Annotated in this window: 23 protein-coding genes and 1 pseudogene; 6 read left to right on the top strand and 18 right to left on the bottom strand. The window is 67.3% G+C overall.

Annotation, left to right across the window (positions count from 1 at the left end):
* The first annotated feature begins 237 nt into the window (after nt 1–237).
* Nucleotides 238–2,325, top strand: coding sequence for a catalase (locus ACLBWH_RS10085; RefSeq protein WP_447798570.1), 2,088 nt, complete (start codon nt 238–240; stop codon nt 2,323–2,325).
* Nucleotides 2,326–2,545: 220 nt separating this feature from the next.
* Complete coding sequence (locus tag ACLBWH_RS10080) at nt 2,546–3,532, top strand: cell wall hydrolase (protein ID WP_447798569.1); 987 nt, start codon at nt 2,546–2,548, stop codon at nt 3,530–3,532.
* Between the two features lie 9 nt (nt 3,533–3,541).
* On the opposite strand, the gene ACLBWH_RS10075 is transcribed toward ACLBWH_RS10080, so the two are convergent.
* Nucleotides 3,542–4,333, bottom strand: coding sequence for an arginyltransferase (locus ACLBWH_RS10075; RefSeq protein WP_322850079.1), 792 nt, complete (start codon nt 4,331–4,333; stop codon nt 3,542–3,544).
* Nucleotides 4,334–4,554: 221 nt separating this feature from the next.
* Between ACLBWH_RS10075 and ACLBWH_RS10070 the strand changes: the two genes are divergently transcribed.
* The gene (locus ACLBWH_RS10070; protein ID WP_038663159.1) at nt 4,555–4,800 is read left to right on the top strand and encodes a hypothetical protein; all 246 of its coding nucleotides are present in this window, start codon (nt 4,555–4,557) and stop codon (nt 4,798–4,800) included.
* Between the two features lie 337 nt (nt 4,801–5,137).
* Here ACLBWH_RS10070 and ACLBWH_RS10065 read toward each other — a convergent pair whose 3' ends face one another.
* Complete coding sequence (locus ACLBWH_RS10065; RefSeq protein WP_322850078.1) at nt 5,138–6,376, bottom strand: threonine ammonia-lyase; 1,239 nt, start codon at nt 6,374–6,376, stop codon at nt 5,138–5,140.
* A gap of 55 nt (nt 6,377–6,431) precedes the next feature.
* Here ACLBWH_RS10065 and ACLBWH_RS10060 point away from each other — a divergent pair, with 55 nt between their 5' ends.
* Nucleotides 6,432–8,114 carry an amidohydrolase gene (locus ACLBWH_RS10060; protein WP_322850077.1) on the top strand — a complete coding sequence of 561 codons (1,683 nt, stop codon included), beginning with the start codon at nt 6,432–6,434 and terminating at the stop codon, nt 8,112–8,114.
* 16 nt (nt 8,115–8,130) lie between these two features.
* Here ACLBWH_RS10060 and ACLBWH_RS10055 read toward each other — a convergent pair whose 3' ends face one another.
* From ACLBWH_RS10055 to ACLBWH_RS10045, 3 genes are all read right to left on the bottom strand, one after another.
* On the bottom strand, nt 8,131–8,301 hold the full coding sequence (locus ACLBWH_RS10055) for a hypothetical protein (RefSeq protein WP_322850076.1): 171 nt from the start codon (nt 8,299–8,301) through the stop codon (nt 8,131–8,133).
* Between the two features lie 213 nt (nt 8,302–8,514).
* Complete coding sequence (gene ctrA, locus ACLBWH_RS10050; protein WP_038663154.1) at nt 8,515–9,210, bottom strand: response regulator transcription factor CtrA; 696 nt, start codon at nt 9,208–9,210, stop codon at nt 8,515–8,517.
* Between the two features lie 130 nt (nt 9,211–9,340).
* Nucleotides 9,341–10,441 carry an AI-2E family transporter gene (locus tag ACLBWH_RS10045; protein WP_447798566.1) on the bottom strand — a complete coding sequence of 367 codons (1,101 nt, stop codon included), beginning with the start codon at nt 10,439–10,441 and terminating at the stop codon, nt 9,341–9,343.
* A gap of 256 nt (nt 10,442–10,697) precedes the next feature.
* On the opposite strand from ACLBWH_RS10045, the gene ACLBWH_RS10040 reads away from it, so the two are divergent.
* Nucleotides 10,698–11,555, top strand: a complete 858-nt coding sequence (locus ACLBWH_RS10040) for a fumarylacetoacetate hydrolase family protein (protein WP_322850074.1) — start codon at nt 10,698–10,700, stop codon at nt 11,553–11,555.
* Nucleotides 11,556–11,857: 302 nt separating this feature from the next.
* Here the strand turns inward: ACLBWH_RS10040 and ACLBWH_RS10035 are convergent, their stop codons facing one another.
* The 3 genes from ACLBWH_RS10035 to ACLBWH_RS10025 all read right to left on the bottom strand — a co-directional run bounded on the left by ACLBWH_RS10035 (nt 11,858) and on the right by ACLBWH_RS10025 (nt 13,854).
* On the bottom strand, nt 11,858–12,019 hold the full coding sequence (locus ACLBWH_RS10035) for a hypothetical protein (protein WP_447798564.1): 162 nt from the start codon (nt 12,017–12,019) through the stop codon (nt 11,858–11,860).
* A 118-nt stretch (nt 12,020–12,137) separates the two neighbouring features.
* Entirely contained in the window at nt 12,138–13,112 is a 975-nt protein-coding gene (locus tag ACLBWH_RS10030) for a sensor histidine kinase (RefSeq protein WP_447798562.1), read from the bottom strand.
* A complete protein-coding gene (locus ACLBWH_RS10025; protein ID WP_447798560.1) occupies nt 13,099–13,854 on the bottom strand; it encodes a Crp/Fnr family transcriptional regulator in 756 nt (251 codons plus the stop codon). Before ACLBWH_RS10025 ends, ACLBWH_RS10030 begins: the two co-directional genes overlap by 14 nt.
* A 97-nt stretch (nt 13,855–13,951) precedes the next feature.
* On the opposite strand from ACLBWH_RS10025, the gene ACLBWH_RS10020 reads away from it, so the two are divergent.
* Nucleotides 13,952–14,356 carry a response regulator gene (locus ACLBWH_RS10020; protein WP_447798558.1) on the top strand — a complete coding sequence of 135 codons (405 nt, stop codon included), beginning with the start codon at nt 13,952–13,954 and terminating at the stop codon, nt 14,354–14,356.
* A 162-nt stretch (nt 14,357–14,518) separates the two neighbouring features.
* Here the strand turns inward: ACLBWH_RS10020 and pnp are convergent, their stop codons facing one another.
* The 10 genes and pseudogenes from pnp to ACLBWH_RS09970 all read right to left on the bottom strand — a co-directional run bounded on the left by pnp (nt 14,519) and on the right by ACLBWH_RS09970 (nt 24,832).
* Nucleotides 14,519–16,921 carry a polyribonucleotide nucleotidyltransferase gene (gene pnp, locus ACLBWH_RS10015; protein ID WP_322850069.1) on the bottom strand — a complete coding sequence of 801 codons (2,403 nt, stop codon included), beginning with the start codon at nt 16,919–16,921 and terminating at the stop codon, nt 14,519–14,521.
* Between the two features lie 211 nt (nt 16,922–17,132).
* Nucleotides 17,133–17,402 (bottom strand): 30S ribosomal protein S15, encoded by a 270-nt coding sequence (rpsO, locus tag ACLBWH_RS10010; protein ID WP_038663138.1) that lies wholly within the window; start codon nt 17,400–17,402, stop codon nt 17,133–17,135.
* 16 nt (nt 17,403–17,418) lie between these two features.
* Complete coding sequence (gene truB, locus ACLBWH_RS10005; RefSeq protein ID WP_322850068.1) at nt 17,419–18,417, bottom strand: tRNA pseudouridine(55) synthase TruB; 999 nt, start codon at nt 18,415–18,417, stop codon at nt 17,419–17,421.
* 10 nt (nt 18,418–18,427) lie between these two features.
* A complete protein-coding gene (locus ACLBWH_RS10000; protein ID WP_322850067.1) occupies nt 18,428–19,117 on the bottom strand; it encodes a site-2 protease family protein in 690 nt (229 codons plus the stop codon).
* Nucleotides 19,118–19,263: 146 nt separating this feature from the next.
* A complete protein-coding gene (locus ACLBWH_RS09995) occupies nt 19,264–19,842 on the bottom strand; it encodes a thymidine kinase (protein ID WP_322850066.1) in 579 nt (192 codons plus the stop codon).
* On the bottom strand, nt 19,842–20,537 hold the full coding sequence (locus tag ACLBWH_RS09990; protein WP_447798555.1) for a hypothetical protein: 696 nt from the start codon (nt 20,535–20,537) through the stop codon (nt 19,842–19,844). The genes ACLBWH_RS09995 and ACLBWH_RS09990 overlap by 1 nt, the downstream gene beginning before the upstream one ends.
* A 52-nt stretch (nt 20,538–20,589) precedes the next feature.
* A pseudogene (locus ACLBWH_RS09985) lies at nt 20,590–20,703 on the bottom strand (AbrB/MazE/SpoVT family DNA-binding domain-containing protein); the annotation flags it as partial.
* A 31-nt stretch (nt 20,704–20,734) separates the two neighbouring features.
* Nucleotides 20,735–21,130 carry a 30S ribosome-binding factor RbfA gene (gene rbfA, locus ACLBWH_RS09980; protein WP_322850063.1) on the bottom strand — a complete coding sequence of 132 codons (396 nt, stop codon included), beginning with the start codon at nt 21,128–21,130 and terminating at the stop codon, nt 20,735–20,737.
* A 115-nt stretch (nt 21,131–21,245) separates the two neighbouring features.
* A complete protein-coding gene (gene infB, locus ACLBWH_RS09975) occupies nt 21,246–24,101 on the bottom strand; it encodes a translation initiation factor IF-2 (RefSeq protein ID WP_447798552.1) in 2,856 nt (951 codons plus the stop codon).
* The gene (locus tag ACLBWH_RS09970) at nt 24,098–24,832 is read right to left on the bottom strand and encodes a DUF448 domain-containing protein (protein WP_447798551.1); all 735 of its coding nucleotides are present in this window, start codon (nt 24,830–24,832) and stop codon (nt 24,098–24,100) included. The genes infB and ACLBWH_RS09970 overlap by 4 nt, the downstream gene beginning before the upstream one ends.
* Between the last annotated feature and the right edge of the window lie 118 nt (nt 24,833–24,950).

Below are 24,950 nucleotides of genomic sequence, written 5' to 3'. Positions count from 1 at the left end.
GCTCGCTTTAGCGGGGGAGGGGGACCAGCGAAGCTGGTGGAGGGGGCGTCTCCGCACACGGCACACTCACCGTATCCTCCCCCTCCGTCACCGCTTCGCGGCGCCACCTCCCCCTGGCGGGGGGAGGAATTGCAAGCGAGTTCAGGCCGGCCCCTGCTAAAGTTTCCGGCGCGAAGGCACTGACGCAGGCCAGCTTCGTTGAGGGCGGGAACCATCCCTTCGATGCGAGATACCCCGATGACCGATACCCTGGCCCTGAACCCCGGCAACGGCGGCGAGACGCATCAGCGCACCGATGCCGATCATCCCGTGCTGACCACCAACCACGGCACGCCGATCTCCGACAACCAGAACCAGCTCAAGGCCGGTGCGCGCGGTCCGGTGCTGCTGGAGGACGAGGTCTATCGCGAGAAGATCAATCATTTCGACCACGAGCGCATCCCCGAGCGCATCGTCCACGCGCGCGGGTCTGCGGCGCACGGCTATTTCGAATGCACCGAAAGCCTCGCCGACATCACCGTCGCCGACCTGTTCCAGAAGAAGGGCCAGCGCACCGAGGTGTTCACCCGCTTCTCGACCGTCGCGGGCGGTGCCGGCTCGGTCGACACGCCGCGCGACGTGCGCGGCTTCGCGGTCAAATTCTACACGCGCGAGGGCAATTGGGACCTCGTCGGCAACAACATCCCGGTGTTCTTCATCCAGGACGCGATCAAATTCCCCGATCTGATCCACGCCGCCAAGATGGAGGCCGACCGCGGCTATCCGCAGGCGGCTACCGCGCACGATACCTTCTGGGACTTCATCAGCCTGATGCCCGAATCGACCCATATGATCATGTGGGCGATGTCGGACCGGACGCTGCCGCGCACCTTCGCCAATATGGAGGGGTTCGGCGTCCACACCTTCCGCTTCATCAACAAGGAGGGGAAGAGCACCTTCGTCAAGTTCCACTGGAAGCCGAAGGCGGGCCTCGCGTCGACGATCTGGGACGAGACCGTCAAGGTCGCCGGTGCCGATCCCGACTTCCAGCGCCGCAACCTGTTCGAGAGCATCGATCGCGGCGACTTCCCGACCTGGGAGTTGGGCGTCCAGCTGTTCGACGAGGACTTCGCCAACAGCCAGCCTTATGACGTGCTCGACGCGACCAAGATCATCCCTGAGGAAGTGCTGCCGGTGAAGATCGTCGGGAAGATGGTGCTCGATCGTTATCCCGACAATTTCTTCGCCGAGACCGAGCAGGCGGCGTTCGTACCGAGCCATGTCGTGCCGGGCATCGGCTTCTCCAACGATCCGCTGCTCCAGGGGCGGCTGTTCTCCTACACCGATACGCAATTGTCGCGGCTGGGGTCGGTGAACTTCCACCAACTGCCGATCAACTCGGCCAAGGGTCGCGCCGCGGCGGCGGGCTGCCCGTTCATGAACCAGCAGCGCGACGGTCACATGCAGATGGCGGTGCCCAAGGGCCGGGCCAATTACGAGCCCAACAGCCTCGCCCAGGTCGGCGAGGAAGGCGGCGCGCGCGAGGATGCGGACAAGGGCTACAAAACCTTCCCGTCGGAAGAGCAGGGCCAGAAGCTGCGTATCCGCCCGGAGAGCTTCGCCGATCACTACAGCCAGGCGCGCTTGTTCTTCCGCTCGATGGACCCGGCGGAGCAGGCGCATATGGCCTCTGCCCTGGTGTTCGAACTGTCGAAGGTCGGGCTGGAGCATATCCGCATTGCGATGATGGCCAATCTGCGCAACGTCGACGAGGACCTCGCGGCTCGCGTCGCCGACGGGCTGGCGATGGACCTGCCCGAGGCGTCGCCGACCGCGGCACCGGTGCTCGACATGGAACCGTCGCCGGCGCTGCGGATCATCCGCGGGCCGCTCGAAAGGCATACGCTGGAAGGGCGTTCGGTCGGTATCCTGATCGCCGACGGCAGCGATGCGGCGGCGCTCGCCTCGCTCAAGGCGGCGGTGAAGGAAGCTGGCGGTCGCGCGGTTGTGGTCGCGCCCAAGGTCGGCAAGGTGCCGCTGTCGGATGGATCGTCGGTGGCGGCGGATTCGCAGCTGTTCGGCCAGCCCTCGGCGACGCTCGACGCCTGTGCGGTCATCCTGTCGGAGGCGGCGACCGCCAAGCTCGTCAAGGAAGCCGCCGCGGTGCAATGGGTGATGGACGCCTTCGGGCATCTCAAGGCGATCGGCTTCAACGCCGAGGCCAAGCCGCTGCTCGACAAGGCAGGTGTCGAGGCGGACGAGGGCGTGACCGATCTCGGCGGCTTCGTCGAAGCGGCGAAGCAGCGGTATTGGGACCGCGAATCGAAGGTGCGTACGCTGGCGTGATGTCGCTGCTCCGGGCTCCTGAGTAAGCGGGAGCCCGGCGGGACGAACGCACGTCTGGCAACCACACGTCTATCCCGTCATGCGGGAATTGATCCGGCATCCCGCTTCTTCCCGCCGTTGCGAAGAAGCGGGACCAAGGCTCAAGGCCGGGGTGACGGGGTGGATTTGGGACCAGTCCCGGTTAACCCGATCATAAGCCGGGGCCTCTATCGCCGGTCGCGTGAAGCGCTGGCGAAATTCGATAATCGGACGGGGGTTTTTGGGGCTGGCGTTGCTGGCCGCATCGTCGTGTGCGCCGCATCGCGAGGCCGCAACCGCCGGCGGACAGGCGCAGCCGGTGGCGAACCCGCGGCAGTTGCTGCATGCGCTGGCACTCGATACGCCGGGGCTCGCGGGTTTGCCCGCGACGTTGCGGGCCTCGGTCGGCGATGACGCCGCGCCCGCCTTCGTGCAGGCCGCGCCCGCCTTTCTCGCACAGGCGCAGAGCCAGGACGATGCGGCGCGCGCCGCCGACTGCCTGACCGCAGCGGTCTATTACGAAGCGCGATCCGAGCCGCTCGACGGCCAGCGCGCGGTCGCGCAGGTGGTGCTCAACCGCGTGCGCGATCGCGCCTTTCCCCACAGCGTCTGCGGCGTGGTGTTCCAGGGGTCGCAGCGGCGCACCGGTTGCCAATTCTCCTTCACCTGCGACGGATCGATGGCCTATCGCCGCGATCCCGGCGCCTGGCAACGTGCGCGCGCGGTGGCCGAGGCGGCGCTGGCGGGCAGCGTCTATGCGCCGATCGGGGCGGCGACCTTCTACCACACCAATGCGATCCTGCCGTGGTGGGCGCCCAGCCTCGCCCGCATCGGCGCGGTCGGCGCGCATATCTTCTACCGCTGGCGCGGCGCGATGGAGGGGGCGCTGAGCTTCCGCGCGTCCTATGCCGGGGTCGAGCCGCTGCCGTTGCAACCCGATATCGCCGACGCGGCGGTGCAGACCGCGGCGCTGTATCGCGACAGCGGCGAGGACGGCGGCGTCACCGTGCACCGCGGTCAGGTGGCGGCGATCGTCCGCCCCGACGTGCCGGCCGGCGCTGCGGCCCCGGCAGCGGCCGCGCCGCGGATCACCGTCGCGGCGGGGGTGCGCGTCCATCTCGGCAGCGTCGCGCCGCAGCGCTTCGTCACCGAGGGGGCGACGGTCGGGGAAGAGAGCGACCCGACCTGATCCGTCCGCTCAGGCGGCGGTGAGCGCCGGCTCGCGGGCCGGTGCGGCGACGACATCCTCGTCGGTGAGCAGCCGCCAGCCGTTCGGCCCGAGCACTTCGAGCGGACGGTAGCGCGTCTTGTAGGCCATCCGCGCCGAGCCCTTTACCCAATAACCGAGATAGACGAACGGCAGCCCCGAATCGCGGGCGCGGGCGATATGATCCATGATGATGACGTTGCCGAGTCCGGGCCGTGCCTCCGCACCCTCTTCGTCGGCGGCGAAGAAGCTGTAGATCATCGACAATCCGTCCGCCTGCCGATCGGTGAGGCAGGCGCCGACCAGCTCGCCGCGCGACCCGTCGGTGGTGCGGGTGCGATATTCGACGATCACCGAATTGACCGGCGAATGTTCGATCATGTCGGCGTAATCGTCCTCGTCCATCCCGGCCATGCCGCCGCCGGGGTGGCGCGCGGCGAGATAGCGGCGCAGCAACTGGAATTGCTCATCGGTCGCCCACGGGCGGCATACGGCGATCTCGAGATCGCCGTTCCGGCGCAGCAGCTTGCGCTGGCTCGCATTGGGCGCGAAATCCTGCGTGACGATGCGGACCGAGACGCAGGCGGTGCAGCCCGCGCAGGACGGACGATAGGCGACGCCCTGCGACCGGCGAAAGCCGATACGGCTCAGCGCGTCGTTGAGTTCGCCGGCGTGCGGGCCGCTCAATTCGGTAAAGACCTTGCGCTCCTGACGCCCCGGCAGATAAGGGCAGGGCGCAGGGGTCGTGACGAAAAAGCGCGGAAAACGGAAAGGCGCAGTCACCGCCGGCAATCCCCTGGAACGTGCCACGCGCGATGCGGTGCCGTCGATCTATGAATGCACCGCGGCGCGCTGCAAAGTGGCATTCGGGTCAAAAAAGGTTAATTTTTGGCTAAGTGTGTTGCCGCAACCATAGTCGGCTCCAAAACGGGACGATGTTGCGCTGCAGGAACAAAGTTGGTAACCGGTCGTTCCCGGTATCCATTCCGCTTGGAGTTTTGTTTATGTCGAAGTCTTTCGCTGGTTCGCTCGCCGCCTTGGCGATGATTGCCGCTCCGGTCGCCGCTAGCGCCGCGCCTGCCAACCCCGCAGCGTCGCTGTCGGTCGCCAAGTCGGTCCGCGCCAGCGCGCCGTCGTCGAAGAAGAGCGAACTGGCCGGTGGCGGTCTGCTCGCAGCGCTCATCGTTGCCGGCGTTGTCGCGATCGGCGTCGTCGCTGTCGTGCAGGACGGCGATTCCGACAGCAACTAAGCTGACGGTTCGACCTGATGAGACGGGGGCTGCGCCACGGCGCGGCCCCCGTTTTCGTGTGTGCGGTGGTTTGTGCGCCGCCAGGGGAGGTCGGGGTAGCTTGATCGTTGAGCTTCCACTCTATCCTCCCCCTCCGTCAGCGCTTCGCGCTGCCACCTCCCCCTGGCGGGGGAGGACTTTCAATCGGATATTCTATGATTGGTGCGTCAGGGCGACGGCGAACCCATTCCTCCCCCGCCAGGGGGAGGTGGCGCGGCGAAGCCGTGACGGAGGGGGAGGACAGGGCGGGAGCGTCGTTATTCATCCTCTCCAACCTGTCGCGAGCGCCCAGACGCCGTTACGCCTGCTCGACCATGCTCGTCTCGTAGCCGCCTTCGCGCAGTGCGGCGATCAGGCGGTTGAGGTGGTCGCGGTCGCGCGCCTCGCATTCGATCTCGGTGAACAGGCCCTTGGCCGGTAGCGAGGTGAAGATGCGCTGATGATAGACTTCGATGATGTTGACGCGCTGCGCGTCGAAGATGCGCGCGACGTTGAACAGCGCGCCCGGCTGGTCCTGTAGCCGCACGCGCAGCCGCGCCAGCCGCCCCGAGCGGGCGAGGTCGCGCAGCAGCACGTTGGCGAGCAGCCGCGTATCGATATTGCCGCCGCACAGGATGATGCCGACGGTGCGGCCCCTGAACCGCTCGGGATAGGCCATCAGCGCGGCGAGGCCGGCGGCGCCGGCGCCCTCGACCACGGTCTTCTCGATCTGGAGCAGCAGGCTGACCGCTTCCTCCAGATTGCGTTCGCCGACCAGCACGATGTCGTCGACCAGCTCGGCGACCATCCGCGCGGTGATGCCGCCCGGCTCCTTGACCGCGATCCCCTCGGCGAGCGTATCGCCGGCGCAGGGCAGATCGGTGCCGTTGATCCGGTTGTACATCGAGGGGAACAGCTCGGCCTGCACGCCGACCACCTCGATCGCATGATCCGCGGCGCGCGCGACGATCGACGTGCCCGATATGAGGCCGCCGCCGCCGATCGGGATCAGCAGCGTGTCGAGGCCCGGCACGTCCTCCAGCATCTCGACCGCCGCGGTGCCCTGTCCGGCGATGACGCGCGGGTCGTCGAACGGGTGGACGAAGGTGAAGTCGCATTGCGCCTCGAGCACGCGGGCATGCGCATAAGCGGCGTCGAACGTCTCGCCCTCCAGCACGACGTTGGCCTTGTGGCCCTCGGTCTGCATCACCTTCACCGTCGGCGTGGTGCGCGGCATGACGATCGTCGCGGGGATGCCGAGCCGGTTGGCGTGATAAGCGAGGCCCTGCGCGTGATTGCCCGCCGAGGCGGCGATGACGCCCTTGGCGCGCGCCTCCGGCGACAATTGCAGCAGCGTGTTGAGCGCGCCGCGTTCCTTGTAGGCGGCGGTGAACTGGAGGTTCTCGAACTTGAGATAGACCTTGGCGCCGGTCATTTCGCTCAGCGTCTTGCTGATCAGCGTCGGCGTGCGGACGATCGCGTCGCGGATGCGGGCATGGGCGGCGCGGACGTCATCGATGCTGACGGGCAATGCGGTTGCGGCGGGGTTCGAGGCCATATCGGTCCCGCTAGACCATCTGGTGCGGCGGGGGAACACCGCTTATGCGGGACGGATGCAGGCACGGTTTTTGAACGGACGCGCGCGTCGCCGCGCGATGGCGATGCTACTGGCAGCGGCGGCGATGCTGCCGCTGGCGGCGGGGGCGGACGGCATCGTCGATAACGTCAACGGCCTGACGCTCGACAAGGACGGCAAGGTCGTCCGCTTCCAGGCGATGCTGGTCACCGCCAACGGGCAGGTCGGCAAATTGCTCGGCGCCAAGGACAAGCGCCCCGACAAGCTCGACTGGCGCGTCGACTTCAAGGGCAAGACGTTGCTGCCCGGTATGATCGACGCGCACGGCCATGTCATGGAACTGGGCTTCCGCGCGCTCGAACTCGATCTGTCCGACACCAAGAGCCTCGCCGAGGCGCAGGCGAAGATCGCCGATTACGCCCGCGCCAATCCCGACAAGGCGTGGATCATCGGCGGCGGCTGGAACCAGGAGGCCTGGGGGCTGGGTCGCTTCCCGACCGCGGCGGACCTCGACGCGGCGGTCGGTGACCGGCCGGTGTGGCTGGCGCGCGCCGATGGGCATGCGAGCTGGGGCAACAGCGCCGCGCTGAAGGCGGCGGGCGTCACCGCCAAGAGCGTCTCGCCCGCCGGTGGCCGGATCGAGAAGGGGGCGGGGGGGCAGCCCGCCGGCGTGTTCGTCGACGCCGCGCAAAGCCTCGTCGCCAAGCTGGTGCCGCAGCCGCTCGGCAAGGATCGCAACGCCGCCTTCGTCAAGGCGCAGACCATCCTGCTCAGCTACGGCGTCACCGCCACCGCCGACATGGGGACGAGCATCGAGGATTGGCTGACCTATCGCCGCATCGGCGATCTCGGCGGGCTGCGCGTGCGGATCATGAGCTATGGCATGGGCGTCGACACGACGGTGCAGATCGGCGGCACCGGGCCGACGCCGTGGCTGTACGCGGACAAGCTCAAGCTGGTCGGGGTGAAGCTGTACGCCGACGGCGCCTTGGGGTCGCGCGGGGCGTGGCTGAAGGCGCCCTATGCCGATGCGCCGGGCCAGTCGGGCGCCGGCTTCATGAGCGACACGGTGCTGCGCAATCTGATGAGCCGCGCGGCGATGGACGGCTATCAGGTCGCGGTGCACGCGATCGGCGACCGCGCCAATGCCGAGGTCCTCGATGCGATCGACGAGATGGCGCAGACCTATAAGGGCGACCGCCGCTGGCGCGTCGAACATGCGCAAATCGTCGATCCCCTCGACCTTCCGCGGTTCGGCAAATATGGCACGATCGCCTCGATGCAGCCAACGCACGAGACCAGCGATCGCGTGATGGCGGAGGCGCGGCTGGGGCCGCAGCGGCTGGCGGGGGCCTATGCCTGGGCTTCGATGCTCAAGAACGGCGCGAAGCTGGCGTTCGGATCGGATTATCCGGTCGAGCGGCCCGATCCCTGGGCGGGCTGGGCGGCATCGTTCACGCGGCAGGGCGCCGACAGCCAGCCGTTCGGCGGCTGGCGCCCCGAAGAGGCGGTGACGCGCGAACAGGGCTGGTGGGGCTTCACCGGCGGCGCGGCCTATGCGGGCTTCGCCGAGGATCGCATCGGCCGGCTCGCGCCGGGCATGCAGGCGGACTTCATCATCGTCGACCGCGATCCGCTGCTCGCCTCACCGACCGATCTGCGCGCCACCAAGGTACAGGAGACGTGGGTCGGCGGGTATAAGGTCTGGGAGCGGAAATAGCCGCTCCCCGGGCAGGTCAGAGCGCGGCGCCGCCGGCGTCGATCATCTCGAGCGCATGGGCGAGATGGACCGCGGCGATCTGTGCCGAGAAGGAGGACAGGCCGTCGAGCAATTCGAGCGCGTCGGTGATCAGGAACTTGGCCGTGACGGCGGCCTGATTGGTTGCGGTATCGATCGTCGTCGGCATGAGCTTATCCCCCCTCGGTTGGTAAGCCCTGATTATTATACGATTCTCTAAAGCGGAATTAACGTTTGGGCAGCCACGCTTTCTGATCTCGATCAAGGTTTGCGCCGACGGTGATGGAGCGGGTCGCAACGGGAGCGACCGCAGCGCAACAAAAAGGCTGCGGCATCGGGGATGCCGCAGCTCTTGTTCGCCGGACGTGGAGCAATTGTCAGATCAGGCGACTGCGCCAATTTCCTCTGGTTCGCGAAGCACATAGCCGCGGCCCCAGACCGTCTCGATATAATTTTCGCCTTCGCAGGCGAGACTCAATTTCTTGCGCAGCTTGCAGATGAAGACGTCGATGATCTTCAGCTCGGGCTCGTCCATGCCGCCGTAGAGATGGTTAAGGAACATCTCCTTGGTCAGCGTCGTGCCCTTGCGCAGCGAGAGCAGCTCGAGCATCGCATATTCCTTGCCGGTCAGGTGGACGCGGCTGCCGTCGACTTCGACCGTCTTGGCGTCGAGATTGACCGCGAGCTTGCCGGTACGGATGACCGACTGGCTGTGCCCCTTCGAGCGGCGGACGACGGCGTGGATGCGCGCGATCAGCTCTTCGCGATGGAACGGCTTGGTGACGTAATCGTCCGCGCCGAAGCCGAAGCTGCGCACCTTCGAGTCCATCTCGTTGATCCCCGACAGGATCAGCACCGGCGTCGCGACGCGGGCGACGCGCAGCTTCTTGAGCACGTCATAGCCGTGCATGTCCGGCAGGTTGAGATCGAGCAGGATGATATCGTAATCGTACAGCTTGCCGAGATCCAGGCCCTCTTCGCCCAGATCGGTGGTGTAGACGTTGAAGCCTTCGGTCCCGAGCATCAGCTCGATCGCCTTGGCGGTGGTCGGCTCGTCCTCGATCAACAGCACTCGCATCGCGTCGTCCCCTGCTGGCCATACCCTGAGCACCCCTGCTGCACGGCTCGACCCGATTCATTAACCAAAGAACATCTGAAGGCAAAAGGTTAATTAGGGTTTAATCCCGCGGGGTCTCCGATCACATGGGTTAGTCTTTTTTTACATCCTCGTCGGGATCGGTCGGCGTAAGGTCCGGCCCGAGCAGCGTTTGATGGCGACTGCGCGGAATATCCTCGCCCAATACCTCGCGCAGGTAGAGGCTGCGCACGAGCGTAAAGATTACCACGAGCAGCGCCGCGGAGAAGAACAGGCCGAAGATGCCGAAGATCACGCCGATGCCGATGATCGCGAAGACGGTGATCGCCGGCGGGATCGAGATGACGCGCGCCTGCACGTAGGGCGTGATGAAATTGGTCTGGATCAGCCGCACGACGGCATAAGTGACGAGCGTGCCGATCAGCGGCCCGGTACCCTGCGTCGCGGCGAGGCCCAGTGCCGGGACCATCGCCGCGGTCGGGCCGATATAAGGGATGAACTCCGACAGGCCGGCGAGCAGGCCGAGCGCCGCGGCGGACGGCACGCCCGAGATCCACAGGCCGACGCCGACCAGCACGCCCATGCTGGTCATCAGAATCAGCGACGAGCGCAGCCAGAGCCGCAACGTCGAGCCGACGTCGAACAGCGCATCCTCGATCGCCGGACGCTTGCCGCGCGGGATCAGGAACAGGAATCCGCGCTGGTAGATACCGGGATCGGCGGCGAAGAAGGCGGCGCCGACGAGCAGCAGCAGGCTGTTGAGCAGCAATTCGCCGCCGCCCTGCACCAGCCCGCTGACGTCCTGCGCGGCCTGCGATCCGGCATAGGCCTGTTGCACCGCGTCGACGATCTTGGCGCCGACCGGGCTGCGCGAGGCCCAGGCGGCGAGCTGGTCGAGCAGGCCGGGCAATTGCGTGACGAGCACGTTGACCTGTTCGCGGAACTGCACCCCGAACAGCCAGACGAGGAAGCCGACGATGCCGAAGGCGGTGGCGATGCCCAGCCCGACCGACGCCCTCTCCGGAACGCGCAGATGATCGCGGTAGAGATCGGCGATGGCGTGGATGGCGATCGCGCCGAGCATCGATCCGAAGGCGAGGATGAGCAGATTGCCCGCCTTGAACAAAGCCGCGGCGACCGCGGCGATGACCAGGATGTAGACGATGCGGCGGATGAAGCGGGCGTCGTCCGCATCGGGTGCGAGACGGTTCACGCGCGCGCCCGGCCGGGAGATCGTACGCTGGCGGCAATGGTCACGTCCGTCTCTCCCCCGCGCAACGATTCGGCGCGCCGCAGCGTAACGTATAATCGCACGAAACGGCCGCAAGATCGTCGCGCGGCGCACCCGCCGCCGCGGCACAGCGCGCTCGCGGGGTTTCGCCATCGCGCCGGCGGCTGTACGGAGCGGCCCAACACCATGGCATCGCATGCGTTTGCCAGCGTTCTTCCTCTTACCGAAAGAGCCCGTCATGAAACTCTGCCGCTTCGGCCAGCCCGGCCAGGAACAGCCCGGCCTCGTCGACGATGCCGGTCGCATCCGCGACCTGTCGGGCATCGTCGCCGACATCACCGTCGATGCGATCCCCACGGTGCGTGCCGCCGATGTCGCGGCGCTGCCGGTGGTCGAAGGGACGCCGCGCTACGGCGTGCCGGTCGGGGGCATCGGCAAGATCGTTGCGGTCGGCCTCAACTATCGCGACCATGCGATCGAATCGAACCTGCCGATCCCGACCGAGCCGATGATGTTCATGAAGGCGCTGTCCAGCCTGTCCGGTCCGAACGACGACGTCATGCTGCCCAGGGATTCGACGCACAGCGATTGGGAGGTCGAGCTGGGCGTGATCATCGGCAAGACCTGCCGCTACGTGTCCGAGGATGCGGCGCTCGATCACGTCGCCGGCTATGTGCTCGCCAACGACGTGTCGGAGCGGTTCAACCAGAAGCAGCGCGGCACGCAATGGTCGAAGGGCAAGGGCCACGACACCTTCTGCCCGGTCGGCCCGTGGCTGGTGACCCCCGACGAGATCGGCGACGTCCAGGCGCTCGCCATGCACCTCGACGTCAACGGCGAGCGGATGCAGACCGGCAACACCAGCACGATGATCTTCGATCTCAAACAGCTGATCAGCTACGTCAGCGAATATGTCACCTTGCTGCCCGGCGACCTGCTGATCACCGGCACCCCGCCGGGCGTCGGCGAGGGCAAGAAGCCGCAGTCGATCTACCTCAAGGCCGGCGACGTGATGGAGCTGGCGATCGATTCGCTCGGCACGCAGCGTCAGCAGGTCGTCGCATGGCGCCATCCCGACGACGCGGCACGAGCCTGAACCGGCGGATCGGGCGCGGCACGGTGTGCCGCACCGATCCCACGTCAGGTCCGTCACACCGAACTGGTTCCGGGGTCCCTGCGAAAGTCGGTACGTGACCCATTAAGCATGTACCCCGGCGCAGGCCGGGGTCCAGTTGGGTGAAGGTTTGTGATAATTTACCACAACCTTCCCAACTGGGCCCCGGCCTTCGCCGGGGTACATGAGGTGTTTTTCACAGGCCTCGAACCGGTCCGCGGTGACCGGGAAGGGCCGGGAACACGACGAACCCGCACCGACGTTGTTATGCGATTACCCCGCGGTCACGCGGGATCGTGGCGTTTGTCGTCGGCGTCGGCGATCAACTGCGCGTAGCATCGCGCGAGTTCGAGATGGACGTGGCGACCGTCGGTGTCGCGCGCGCGTTCGGCGAGCTGTCGTTCCTGGCGTTCGCGGCGGACGTAGAATTCGATATCGGCTGACATTTGCATGGCGCGCCTCCCGTTCGAAATCGTCCTCTGCCGCTATGTGTCTGCGCGGCAGAGGATTCGGATATAACGGTTTTCGCGGCATGCCGGATTCAATTGGATCAACCGGGCGACATTATCCTGCGTCGTCGAGCGGCAGGGCGATCGTGCAGAGCATGCCGCGATCGGCGAAATCGAGCGTCACCGCCGCATCGACCTCGTAACGCAGGCTGCGGGTGAGCAGTTCGAGCCCGAAGCCCTCGCCGACGGGCGCCATGACGCCGCCGTCGGGCAGGTCCTCGTGCCACCGGATGTGGAGCTGGCGCACGCCGTCGGTCGCCGCGGTCCACCAGCGGATGTCGAGTCGCCCGTCGTCGCGATGCAGCGCGCCGTGCTGGACGGCATTGTCGGTCAGTTCGTGAAAGGCGATGCCGAGCTGGTCGGCGAGGCGCGGCGGCAACCGCACTTCCGGCCCGCCATAGCCGACGCGGCCGCCGACCTGATGCGCGAGCAGCGCGTCGGCGAGCAGCCCCTCCAGGTCGACGCCCTGGTCGCCGGCGCGCATGATATGGCTCTGCGTCCGCGCGAAGGCGGCAAGGCGGCCGTCGAAATGGCTGCGATATTCCTCCACCGTGTCGCTATTCTCCGCGGTGCGCCGTGCGATCGAGCGGATGATCGCCATCGCGTTGCGGATACGGTGGTGGAGCGCGGCGCGCAGCCGGCTTTCGCCGGCAATCCGCTGGTGCAGGTCGGAAATGTCGATCGCGCTGCCGCGCCAGTCGTCGGTGCCGTCGCCGGCGGGGACGCCCTGCACGCGCAGCCAGCGATAATCGCCCGCAGGGCCCGCGGCGACGCGCAGATCGGCGCTGAACAGCCGCGTCGCGCGCGCGCGCTGCCAGCCGGCGGTCAGCGCGGCATGATCCTCCGGATGGAGGCAGGCGAGCCAGCCGCTTCCCGCGCGCTCCGCCTCGCTCTGCCCGGTCAGCACCGACCAGGCGGCGGCGAAGGCGAGGCTGCCCCCTTCGGCAGTGGCGCGCCAGTCGATCGGGCCGCACATGGCGGGCGGGGCGGCAGCGGCGGTGACGATGGCGGGAGGATTACCCGTTGGCATCCAGATGCCGTCCTTCGTGATCGAGGTGGAGATAGGCCGGATTGAACATCGCGACATCGCACAGCCCGTCAAGATCGAGCGCCTCGAACTCGCGCCCTTTCCAGCGGATCAGATTGCGCGAGCGCAGCTCTTGCACCATCCGGTTGACGTGGACCGGCGTCATCCCCGTCGCTTCGGCGAGGTCGGTCTGCGTCAGCGGGATCTCGCAGCGCGTGCCGTCGACCATGCCGACGGTACGCAGGCGGAAGATCAGCTCGCAGAACAGGTGCGACAGTCGTTCCAGCGCGTCACGCTGGCCGAGGTTGACCGTCCATTCGCGCTGGATGGCCGCGCCGGTCAGGCCGTCCCACCACAAGGCCTGGCTGACCCGCGGACCGAGCGCCGCCAGCGCTTCGATCTGGTCGCGCGCGATCTCGACGTAGCGGACGGGGGTCAGCGCGCCGACCGAATGATCCATCTCGCGCAGGATATAGCCGTGCACGTCGCAGAGATCGCCGGGCAAATGGAAGGCGATGATCTGCCGCCGACCGTCCTCCAGCGTCTTGTAGCGAAACGCCCAGCCGTCGAGGATCAGGTTGACGCCGCGCGGACGGTCGCCTTCGCGGATCAGGTCGCGGCGCTGGCGCACCACGAGCGGCGGTCCCGCGCAGGCCGCGTCGATCGCCGCGCGTTCGTCGTCGGCGAACGCGACATAATGCTGCAACCGGGTGATCAGGCGATTGGCGGATGGCGCGAATGACATGGGGAAACCTGACAGCATTTGTCGCTTCCGCTCGCTTACCCATGTTAACGCCGCCGCCGACTGATTCATTATCCCTTGTTCTACAGGGAGTAGCTCAATGACATCAGCAGCAGCATCACCGCTGGCCGGGCGATCCATACTCATCGTCGAGGATGAATATCTGATCGCGGACGATCTGGCGCGCGAATTGCGCGCGGTCGGCGCGGGGGTGGTCGGGCCGGTCGCCTCGCTGTCGCAGGCGATGCGGCTGCTTGTCGACGCCGGGCCGCTCGACGTCGCGATCCTCGACATCAATCTGCGCGAGACGTTGGTCTATCCGCTGATCGACCAGTTGCTCGCCGCGCAGGTGCGCGTGCTGATCACCAGCGGCTATGACGCCGCGATCATCCCGGATCGCTACCGCACGCTGCCGCGCTGCGACAAGCCGGTGTCGACCGAGCAATTGCGCGAGGCCGCGGAACGGTTGTGGGACGGCGCGACGGTATCGCTGCCGACACCCTGACGGCGGACCCCAGACGGGATCGCCATCGGAATTTTTGGCTTAAAGTCCTCCCCCGCCAGGGCGAGGACTTTGATCGAACGGCCGCATGCCACCGCCATCCCTCCACGAAAAAGGGGCCCGGCATCGCTGCCGAACCCCTCTTGCTCACGTCGATCCGAAGGATCAGTCGCGCGTTTCGGTCAGGAAGGCCGGCGCGAACTCGGGCGCGGGGCCGTCGTCGTTGCCGCCGCCGTTGCGCGGGCCGCGATCGCCGCCCTCGCTGCGGGGACCACGGTCGCCGCCGTCACGGCGCGGACCCCGGCCACCGCCGTCACGCCCGCCGCCATCGCGACGCGGACCACGATCGCCGCCACGGCCACCGCCGTCACGATCGCCGCCGCCGCTGCGCGGGCCGCGCGGACCACGCCCGTCTTCCCTGCCGCCGCCTTCGCGCGGTTCGCGTGCCGGACGCGTGTCCTCCAGCTCGGCGCCGGTTTCCTGATCGACGACGCGCATCGACAGGCGAACCTTGCCGCGCGGATCGATCTCGAGAACCTTGACCTTCACTTCCTGCCCTTCGGACAGGACGTCGGACACCTTCTCGACGCGCTCGTTCTTGATTTCCGAGACGTGGACGAGACCGTCCTTGCCGCCCATGAAGTTCACGAAGGCGCCGAAATCGACGAGGTTGACGACCTTGCCGTCATAGACCTTGCCGACTTCCGCTTCCTCGACGAGGCCCTTGATCCACTTGATCGCGGCATCGATCTGCGCCGGATCGGACGAGGAGACCTTGATGACGCCCTCGTCGTCGATGTCGACCTTGGCGCCGGTCTGCGCGACGATCTCGCGGATCACCTTGCCGCCGGTGCCGATGACTTCGCGGATCTTCGACTTGTCGATCGAGAAGGTCTCGATGCGCGGCGCGTGCGCCGACAGCTCCGAGCGGGTCTCGCCCAGCGCCTTGGCCATTTCGCCGAGGATGTGCGCGCGGCCCTCATGCGCCTGTGCCAGCGCGACCTTCATGATCTCTTCGGTGATGCCGGAGATCTTGATGTCCATCTGCAGCGCGGTGATGCCCTCGCTGGTGCCGGCGACCTTGAAGTCCATGTCGCCGAGGTGATCCTCGTCGCCCAGGATGTCCGACAGGACGGCGAAGTCCTTGCCCTCGAGGATCAGGCCCATCGCGATGCCCGAGACCGGACGCTTCAGCGGCACGCCGGCGTCCATCATCGCCAGGCTGCCGCCGCACACCGTCGCCATCGACGACGAGCCGTTCGACTCGGTGATGTCGCTGGTGACGCGGATCGTGTACGGGAATTCCTCCTTGGTCGGCAGCACCGCGCGCAGCGCGCGCCATGCCAGCTTGCCGTGGCCGACTTCGCGGCGACCCGGCGCACCGAAGCGACCGACTTCACCGACCGAATAGGGCGGGAAGTTATAGTGGAGCATGAAATTCTGGTACGACAGGCCGCCGAGGCCGTCGATCATCTGCTCCGCGTCGCGGGTGCCGAGCGTGGTGGTCGCGATCGTCTGCGTCTCGCCACGGGTGAACAGCGCCGAACCGTGCGCGCGCGGCAGGAAGTGGACTTCCGCCTCGATCGGACGGACCGTCTTGGTGTCGCGGCCGTCGATGCGGCGACCGGTCTTGAGGATCGCGGTGCGGACGATGTCCGCCTCCAGCTTCTTCACCAGCTTGAGGCTGGCGAGATAGGACTGGGGATCGCTGTCCTTGAGGTCGGCCATGCCTTCACGTGCTTTCGCACGGGCTTCGTTGATCGCGGTCTGGCGGGCCTGCTTGTCGGTCAGCTTGTACGCCGCCTCCAGGTCCTTGCCGATCAGTTTCTTGAGCTTGGCTTTGACGCCGGCGCTGTCGTCCTGGGTCTTGAGCTCCCAGGGCTCCTTGGCGGCCTGTTCGGCGAGCTTGATGATCGCGTTGATCACGTCCTGCGACGCGCGATGCGCGAACATCACGGCGCCGAGCATGACGTCTTCCGACAGCTCGTTGGCTTCGGACTCGACCATCATCACCGCGTCGTGCGTCGCCGCGACCATCAGGTCGAGGTCGCCGGTGGCGACTTCGGCGTCGGACGGATTGAGCTGATACTCGCCGTCCTTGTAGCCGACGCGCGCCGCGCCGATCGGGCCCATGAAGGGCACGCCCGACAGCGTCATCGCCGCGGAGGCGGCGATCATCGCCAGCAGATCGGGCTCGTTTTCGCCGTCATAGCTGAGCACCTGCGCGATGCAGTTGATCTCGTTGTAGAAACCCTCGGGGAACAGCGGGCGGATCGGACGATCGATCAGGCGGCTGACGAGCGTCTCACGCTCGGTCGCGCCGCGCTCGCGCTTGAAGAAGCCGCCGGGGATGCGGCCGCTGGCGGAGAACTTCTCCTGATAATGGACGGTCAGCGGGAAGAAATCCTGGCCTTCCTTCACCGACTTCGCCGCGGTGACGGCGCAGAGCACGACCGTCTCGCCGAGCGTCGCGATCACCGCGCCGTCGGCCTGGCGGGCAACCTTGCCCGTTTCGAGGGTCAGCGTCTGGCCGCCCCACTCGATCGATACCTTCTTGGCATTGAACATGTATTTTCCTTCACTCCCCGAGCCAGATGCTGCGGGGGGCCTGTATCGCGGGCTAGCCGGCCCGCGTCGGTATGGAGCGTCTTGTCGCTCCCGTGGATCGGGGCCGAATTGCCCGTCTCCGCTACCCGGCTCATGCCGGTATTCGTGAAACCGTGATGTCCGCCTGTAGCACGGACATATGAAAAGGGCGACCCGAAGGCCGCCCTCATCGTTACTTGCGAAGGCCGAGCTTCGCGATCAGGTCGAGGTACCGCTGACCATCGGTCTTGCGGAGATAGTCGAGCAGCGAGCGCCGCTTGTTGACCATCATCAGCAGCCCGCGGCGCGAATGGTTGTCCTTCTTGTGACCCTTGAAATGCTCGGTCAGGTTCTTGATGCGCTCCGAAAGGATCGCGACCTGGACTTCCGGCGAACCGGTGTCGCCTTCCTGGCGAGCATGTTCCTTGACGACTTCGGCCTTGCGTTCTGCGGTAATGGTCATGTGTCAGTCCTCGACATCATAGGTTGAAGCCACGGACGACGCGGGCCTCTGCGGCCTCGACCTCTATCAGCGCGACCGGGATATCCCCGTCACACGCGAAATATTGGCCATCGTCCTCGGCGATCCCGTTCAGAACGCGCCCCTGGCGGAGCGCCCCTGCCTGATCGGGGGTGAGGGGTAGAGCCGGGATGTCGTCCAGCCCCGCCCTCAACGGCAGGAGTGATTGTTCAAGGCTGCGCGCCATACCGGCCTCAGCCAATTTGTCCAGCGATATCGCGGGGGCGAGGGTGAACGGCCCCGCCTTGGTGCGGCGGAGCATGGTGACGTGCCCCACCGTGCCGAGCGCCAGCGCGACGTCGCGCGCGAGGGAGCGGATATAGGTGCCCTTGGAGACGTGCGCAGTAAGAGTGAATTCATGCAATTCCTCCCCGGTACGGGGAGGGGGACCATCCGCAGGATGGTGGAGGGGGGCTTCCTCCCGCGACACCGTTTGGGGAGGCCCCCCTCCACCATCCGCTGGCGCGGACGGTCCCCCTCCCCGTGCCGGGGAGGAATGGAGGGCGTGGATCGTCACCTGCCGCCCGGCCAGCACCACCTCTTCCCCGGCTCGCGCCAAGTCATAGGCCCGCGCGCCATCGACCTTGAGCGCGGAATAGGCCGGCGGCACCTGCGTGATCGGCCCGGTGAAGCGCGGCAGCACCGCCGCGACCTGTGCCGCGGTCGGCCGCATGTCCGACGTCGCGATCACCACCCCCTCCGCATCCAGCGTATCGGTCTGCTCGCCGAAGCGGATCGTGAAGTCGTAGACCTTGTCGCTGTCGAGCATCCGCCCGGCGAGCTTGGTCGCCTCGCCCACCGCGACCGGCAGCACGCCGGTCGCGAGCGGATCGAGCGTGCCGCCATGGCCGACCTTGAACTTGCCGTAGCCGCCCTGCCGCAGCGCGCGCTTGACCGCGGAGACGACCTGCGTGCTGCCCAGCCCCAAGGGCTTGTCGATGATGATCCAACCGTGCATCGCGCGGCCGTTAGGCGATTGCGGTCGCCAAGGCCAGGAACCAGCCGATCACCGCCTGCGCGGGCGGCCCGACGACGCGCCCGACCAGATCGGCGCCCGGAAACACCATCGGCAGCACGACCAGCACGAGGATCAGCAGCAGGAAGCCGAACCGCCCGATCTTGGCATATTGCGCGGCGAGCGGCCGCGGCAGCAGCCCCTCGACGACGTGGCCGCCATCGAACGGCGGCATCGGCAGCAGGTTGAAGATAGCGAGGAAGACGTTGACGAGCAGGAAATTGACCAGATTGGCGAGCACGAAGGCGGCGACGCCGGCCGGCGCCGCGCCGCCCGCGGTCGCGCCGATGATGCCGATCGCGATCGCGGTCAGCGTCGCGAGCGCGAGGTTCATCCCCGGCCCGGCCAGCGCGACCGCGACCATCCCCCAGCGCGGGTTGCGCAGCCGCTGCGCGATCACCGGCACCGGCTTGGCCCAGCCGAACACCGGCGCACCGGCGATGGCGAGGCCGAGCGGCAGGATCACCGTCCCGACCGGGTCGACGTGACGGATCGGATTGAAGCTCAGCCGCCGCTGCTCCTGCGCAGTGGGATCGCCGAGCCATTTCGCCATCCAGCCGTGCGCGACCTCGTGGAAGACGATCGCGATCACCAGCGGGATGATCCAGACGGCGGTGCGATAGACGATATGCTCGGGGTTCATGCGCGCGATATGGCGTGGGGCAGGGCGGTGCGCCAGTGTGCGGCGCGCTCATCCTCACCCATCGCCGGCAACGCCGTCTCTCCCTCTCCCGGCGGGAGAGGGAAGGGGCCCGCCGCCGCAGGCGGTGGGAAGGGTGAGGACGGCGGCTAGGACCCCAAAGCCTCGCTGAAATGTCGCCGGCATAGAGCGACATAGCGGTCATTGCCGCCGATCTCGGTCTGCGCGCCCTCGGCGATTGCGCGGCCTTGCGCGTCGACGCGCAGGTTCATGATCGCCTTGCGCCCGCACACGCACACCGATTTGATCTCGATGAGCGCGTCGGCGATCGCGAGCAACCGCGCCGACCCCTCGAACAACCGCCCCTGGAAATCGGTGCGCAACCCGTAAGCCAGCACCGGCACGTTGAAGACATCGCAAATCCGCGCCACCTGCGCGACCTGCCCCGCGGAGAGGAATTGCGCCTCGTCGACCAGCACGCAGGCGAGCGGCTCGCGCGCCTGCCGCTCGGCGACGCAGGCGGCAAGATCGGTGGTCGCATCGAACGGCGTCGCCGGCGCCTCCAGCCCGATCCGGCTGGTGATCGTCCCCGCTGCGAAGCGATCGTCCACCGCCGCGGTGAACAGCATCGTGTTCATGCCCCGCTCGCGATAGTTGAAGTCCGCCTGCAAGAGGTTGGTCGACTTGCCCGCGTTCATCGAGGCGTAGTAGAAATAGAGCTTGGCCATCAGAAGCCGCGATACAGCGGATCACGTGGTTCCCGCAAAGGGCCATCAGCCTTGTCGACGCGAACCGACGCGGGGTCGATCCGCCCGGTCCGCACGTCGCCGATCATCCACAATGGCCGCCAGTCGCCGCGTTTGGCGGTCTCGCTGCACGCATCTTGCGAACTGATGGTGACCATCGCTAGCCGATGGCCGTCCTTCGACCAGCGGATGGCATTGGGCAAGACCGAGGATGGCGACAGGCATCGAAACCGTTGCACCGCTTGCTGCCGTGCCGCATTGGTCAGGCGTGGTCGTTCAATGATTGTTCGACCGACGATCTCGAAGATCTTCAACTCGTCCATGAACGAGCCAACATGATGGTTGACCGCAACCCAGTGGGAATCGGGCGACCACATGACGGTAAAGGGCATGTCGTCGGACAGATTGCCCAAGCGTGCCACGATCCTGCCGTTGGCATCCTGCAACTCGATAGGAGGCTGGCGGTCGCGATAGGCCCGCTGGACGATCGCGAGACGACCGTCGGGGGAGGGAGCGCGGCCTGCACAGGTGGCGACGAACTGGTACACGCCCAAGCCGCGCCGGGGGCCCCCAGCTTTGCAGTCGGTCGAGAGCGCACCGATCTGCCCCGATGAGGCGGATGGCCAATACAGCAGGGCAGCACCGATAACGACGGACATCGTGGTCAGACGGCGCATCATGCCTCTTGGTGGTGACCAGGCTTAGCCCGAATAGCGGGAGGGTTATCTCATCACCCACGACGGATATTTCGAACATCTGGCCTGCCCGCCAGCCCATCCTTTGGATGATGTCGGCAGGGATGGTGACGGTGCCATTTTCGTCAATCGTCGCATCATGCGTCATCAGGCAAGACTGATGGCCTCGCGCAGGCGCGTCAATCCTCGCCAGCATCGCCCAGATCGCGCGCCACCTCGGGCTTGCGGAGCAAGGCGTCGATGTGGCTGCCTTCGTCGAAGCTCTCGTCGCCGAGGAACTTGAGCTTGGCGGCATATTTCGTCTGGATGCGATGCGCGACCTCGCGCTGGAGATAGGCGGTGTTGGTGCGCAGCGCCTTCAGCACCTGGTCCTCGTCGCGGCCGAGCAGCGGCTTCACGAACACCGTCGCGTGGCGCAGGTCGGGGGACATGCGCACCTCTGTGATCGAAACCATGTGCTTGGCCAGCGTCTCGTCGTGGACGTCGCCGCGCTGGAGGATCTCCGACAGCACGTGGCGCACCTGCTCGCCGATGCGCAGGGCGCGGACCGATTTATCCTGGGGATCTTTGTTCATGATGCTGTCTCTTGTCCCCCTCGCGGGCGGGAGGGCGGGGGCGAAGGGCGTGCGGCCCCTCGCCCGATGCTGCCTGCGGCAACGCCCCCTCTCCCGATCAGGAGAGGGAGGCGGTTCAGAGGGTCCGTTCGCGCATCTCGACTTCGAACGTTTCGAGGAAGTCGCCCGGCTTGATGTCGACGAAATTCTGCGTGAACGTCACACCGCATTCCAGACCGGCGCGCACTTCGGCGACATCGTCCTTGAAGCGGCGCAGCGACGCGATCTCACCCTGATAGATGATGACGTCGTTGCGCGTGATGCGCGCCTTGAGCGCCTTGCGGATGACGCCGTCGACCACGAGCAGACCGGCCGCCTTGCCGTGCTTGCCCGCCGAGAAGACGTCGCGGATCTCCGCACGGCCGACCACGGTCTCGAACGCTTCCGGCCCGAGCTCGCCCGCCATGCCGGCGCGGATCTCGTCGATCAGGTCGTAGATGACGTCGTAATATTTCAACGCCACCTTCTGCCGCTCGGCGATCTCGCGCGCCTTGGCGTTGGCGCGGACGTTGAAGCCGATGATCGGCGCGCCGCTCGCACCCGCCAGCGTCACGTCGCTCTCGGTGATGCCACCGACGCCCGAGTGCAGCACCCGCGCCTTGATGAGATCGGTCGAGATCTTGTTGATCGACGCGACGATCGCCTCGACCGTACCTTGGGTATCGGCCTTGACCACCAAAGGATATTCGATCGCGGCATTCGCCTTCAGCGCCGAGAACATGCTCTCGAGGCTCGCCGGCGCCGTCGTCGTGCGCTTCTGCGTCAGCACGCTCTGGCGATATTCGGCGACCTCGCGGGCACGCGCCTCGCTCTCGACCACCTGCAACGGATCGCCCGCCGACGGTACGCCGGTCATGCCGAGCACCTCGACCGGCATCGCCGGGCCGGCCTCCTTCACCTGGCGCCCCTTGTCGTCGATCAGCGCGCGGACCTTGCCGCTCTCCGCGCCGATGACGAAGACGTCGCCGACCCGCAGGATGCCGCGGTTGACGAGGATCGTCGCGACCGGACCGCGGCCCTTGTCGAGCTTCGCCTCGATCACCGTGCCCTCGGCCGGACGATCGGGGTTGGCGCGCAGTTCGAGCAGTTCGGCCTGGAGCTGGATCTTCTCGATCAGCGTGTCGAGCCCGGTCTTCTTGAGCGCGGAGACCTCGACGTCCTGGACGTCGCCGCCCATTTCCTCGACCACCACTTCATGTTCGAGCAGACGCTCGCGCACGCGCTGGGCATTGGCCTCGTATTTGTCGATCTTATTGATCGCCACGATCATCGGCACGCCGGCCGCCTTGGTGTGGTTGATCGCCTCGATCGTCTGCGGCATCAGCCCGTCGTCGGCCGCCACCACCAGCACCACGATGTCGGTGACATCGGCGCCGCGGGCACGCATCTGCGTGAACGCCTCGTGGCCCGGCGTGTCGAGGAAGGTGACCTTCGACTTGTCCTTCAGCGTGACCTGATAGGCGCCGATATGCTGCGTGATGCCACCGGCCTCGCCGCGCACCACGTCGGTGCCGCGCAGCGCGTCGAGCAGGCTGGTCTTGCCGTGGTCGACGTGACCCATGATCGTCACCACCGGCGGACGCGGCTTGAGCGATTCGGTCGAATCCTCGCCGGTGTCGAGCGCCAGGTCGATGTCGCTGTCGCTGACACGGACGATATTGTGGCCGAATTCGGTCACCAGCAGCTCGGCAGTGTCCTGATCGATCGTTTGCGTCATCGTAACGGGCATGCCCATCTTGAACAACGTCTTGACCAAATCCGCGCCCTTTTCTGCCATACGGTTGGCGAGTTCCTGAACGGTGATCGCCTCGGGCACCTGGACGTCGCGGATCTGCTTGGCCTGCTGTTCGCGCGGGCCGCCGAAGTGACGCTTCTCCTTTTCACGCGCACGCTTGAGCGCGGCGAGGCTGCGCGAACGCGCGCCGTCGTCGCCGAGCGCGCGGTTGACGGTCAGCTTGCCGCCGCGACGCTCGTCGCCCTTGCGATCACGCTGGGTCGGCCGGCTCGGCGGCGCGTTGCGCGGCGTCGCCTGACCCGAAGGCAGATTGCGCGAGGCAGCGCCGCCGGCACCACCGGCATTGCCCGCCGCGGTCGTCGCGGCAGACGCCGGCGCGGCCGCGGGGGCCGGCGCAGGCTTGGGCTGCGGCTTGGGGATTTCGGGACGCGCGACAGGCGAGAAGCGACGCGGCGCGGGCAGCGACGGATCGCGACCGAAGCCGACGACCGGCGCGGGCGCCGGCGCAGCGGCCGGGGCGGGCGTGGGGGCCGGTGCCGGAGCGGGCGCAGCGGCCTCGATCGGAGCAGGTGCCGGAGTCGGGGCAGGGGCCGGCGTCGGTGCGGCGGCCGGAGCCGGCGCCTCGACCGGGGCCGGCGGCACGACGCGCTCGACCGGGCGGAAGCCACGGCCGGCGGGGGTCGGCACGACCGGCGCGGCGACCTGCGGTGCAGCCGGCACGGGCGCCGGTGCCGCAACAGGTTCCGGCGTCGGCTCGGGGGCTGGCGCCGGAGCCGGGGCAGCCGCGGCGGCTGCCTTTCCGGCGGCGCGGGTGCGCTCGTCCTCCGCGGCCTGCGCACGCGCGGCCTCCTCACGACGGCGCGCATCCTCCAGCGCGTGCATGCGCTGGTCCTCGGCTTCGCGCAGCATGCGGGCCTGGCGCTCCTGCGGCGTCTCGTTCGACGGCGCCGGGCGCGGGACGGGAGCGGGGGCTGGCGCCGGAGCAGGCGCGGCGACGGGCGCCTCGACCTGCGGTTCGGGTGCGGCCTGTGCCTCACCCGGACGGCCGAGAACGCGCCGCTTCTTCGTTTCCACGATCACCGTATTGGACCGGCCGTGGCTGAAGCTTTGCTTCACCTGGCCGGTCTCGACCGTGCGCTTCAGCCCCAAGGGCGCGCGCATGCCAAGTTTCGGCTTATCGTTGTCGGTGTCGCTCACTCAAATTCCTCGTTCACGTCTACGGCCGGTCGCAGCCCGTCGGATACATCCCCCGGAAGTACAGGGGGAAGTCCGGGCGCCGATGCGCCTTGCGAGGCCGTTTCGCAAGACACGGGAGGGGTTTCAGGTCCGATAAAATGCAGCCAGCGGTCGAGCGCATCGCTCACCCGCGCGGCGGCAGCGCGGTCGGTCAAGCCGATGTGTACCACATTCTCGCGGCCCAGCGCCAACGACAATATGGGGCGGGGCATCGGCAAAACCAAGCCCCTCAACGGCGATCCTTCACGGTCCGAGCCGATCCGCCACGCCTGGTCGAGCTTGCGGTTGCCGTCAGTGCCGGCATCCGCCGCATGATAGAGCGCATGAAGCTGCCCCGCGCGCGCCGCCGCCTCGATCTTCTCGGACCCGGTCAGCAGCGTGCCCGAGCGCGATTCGAGCCCGAGCCGGTCGAGCGCATTGCGTTCGAGCGCCGCGGCGATCCGCGCGGGCAGATCGTCGGGAATGACGAGCTCGGCCCCCTTGAAGGCACGCGCGAGCGCGCCACGCAGCTTCTTCTTGGCGATCGCCTCTTCGAGCGCGCCGCGGGTGACGCCGATCCACGCCCCGCGCCCCGGCGCCTTGGCGCGCACGTCGGGCAGCACCTGCCCGTCGGGACCGATCGCCAGCCGGATGAGATTGTCGCGATTGTCGCGATCCTGCGTCAGGATGCACTTGCGAACGGGATCGGTCATGCGACGCCCCCCGCGAAGATAGGGTTCACACCATTAGCCCGACACACCCCGTCACCCCGGACTTGTTCCGGGGCCCACCGGGCGGCAAGCCCTTCGGTGTGGGGATAACGCGCAAGCG

It is taken from the genome of Sphingomonas sp. M6A6_1c (genome assembly GCF_053345135.1).
The sequence above is the reverse complement of the archived record's forward strand: the minus strand, read 5'-3'. Positions and strand labels throughout refer to the sequence as shown.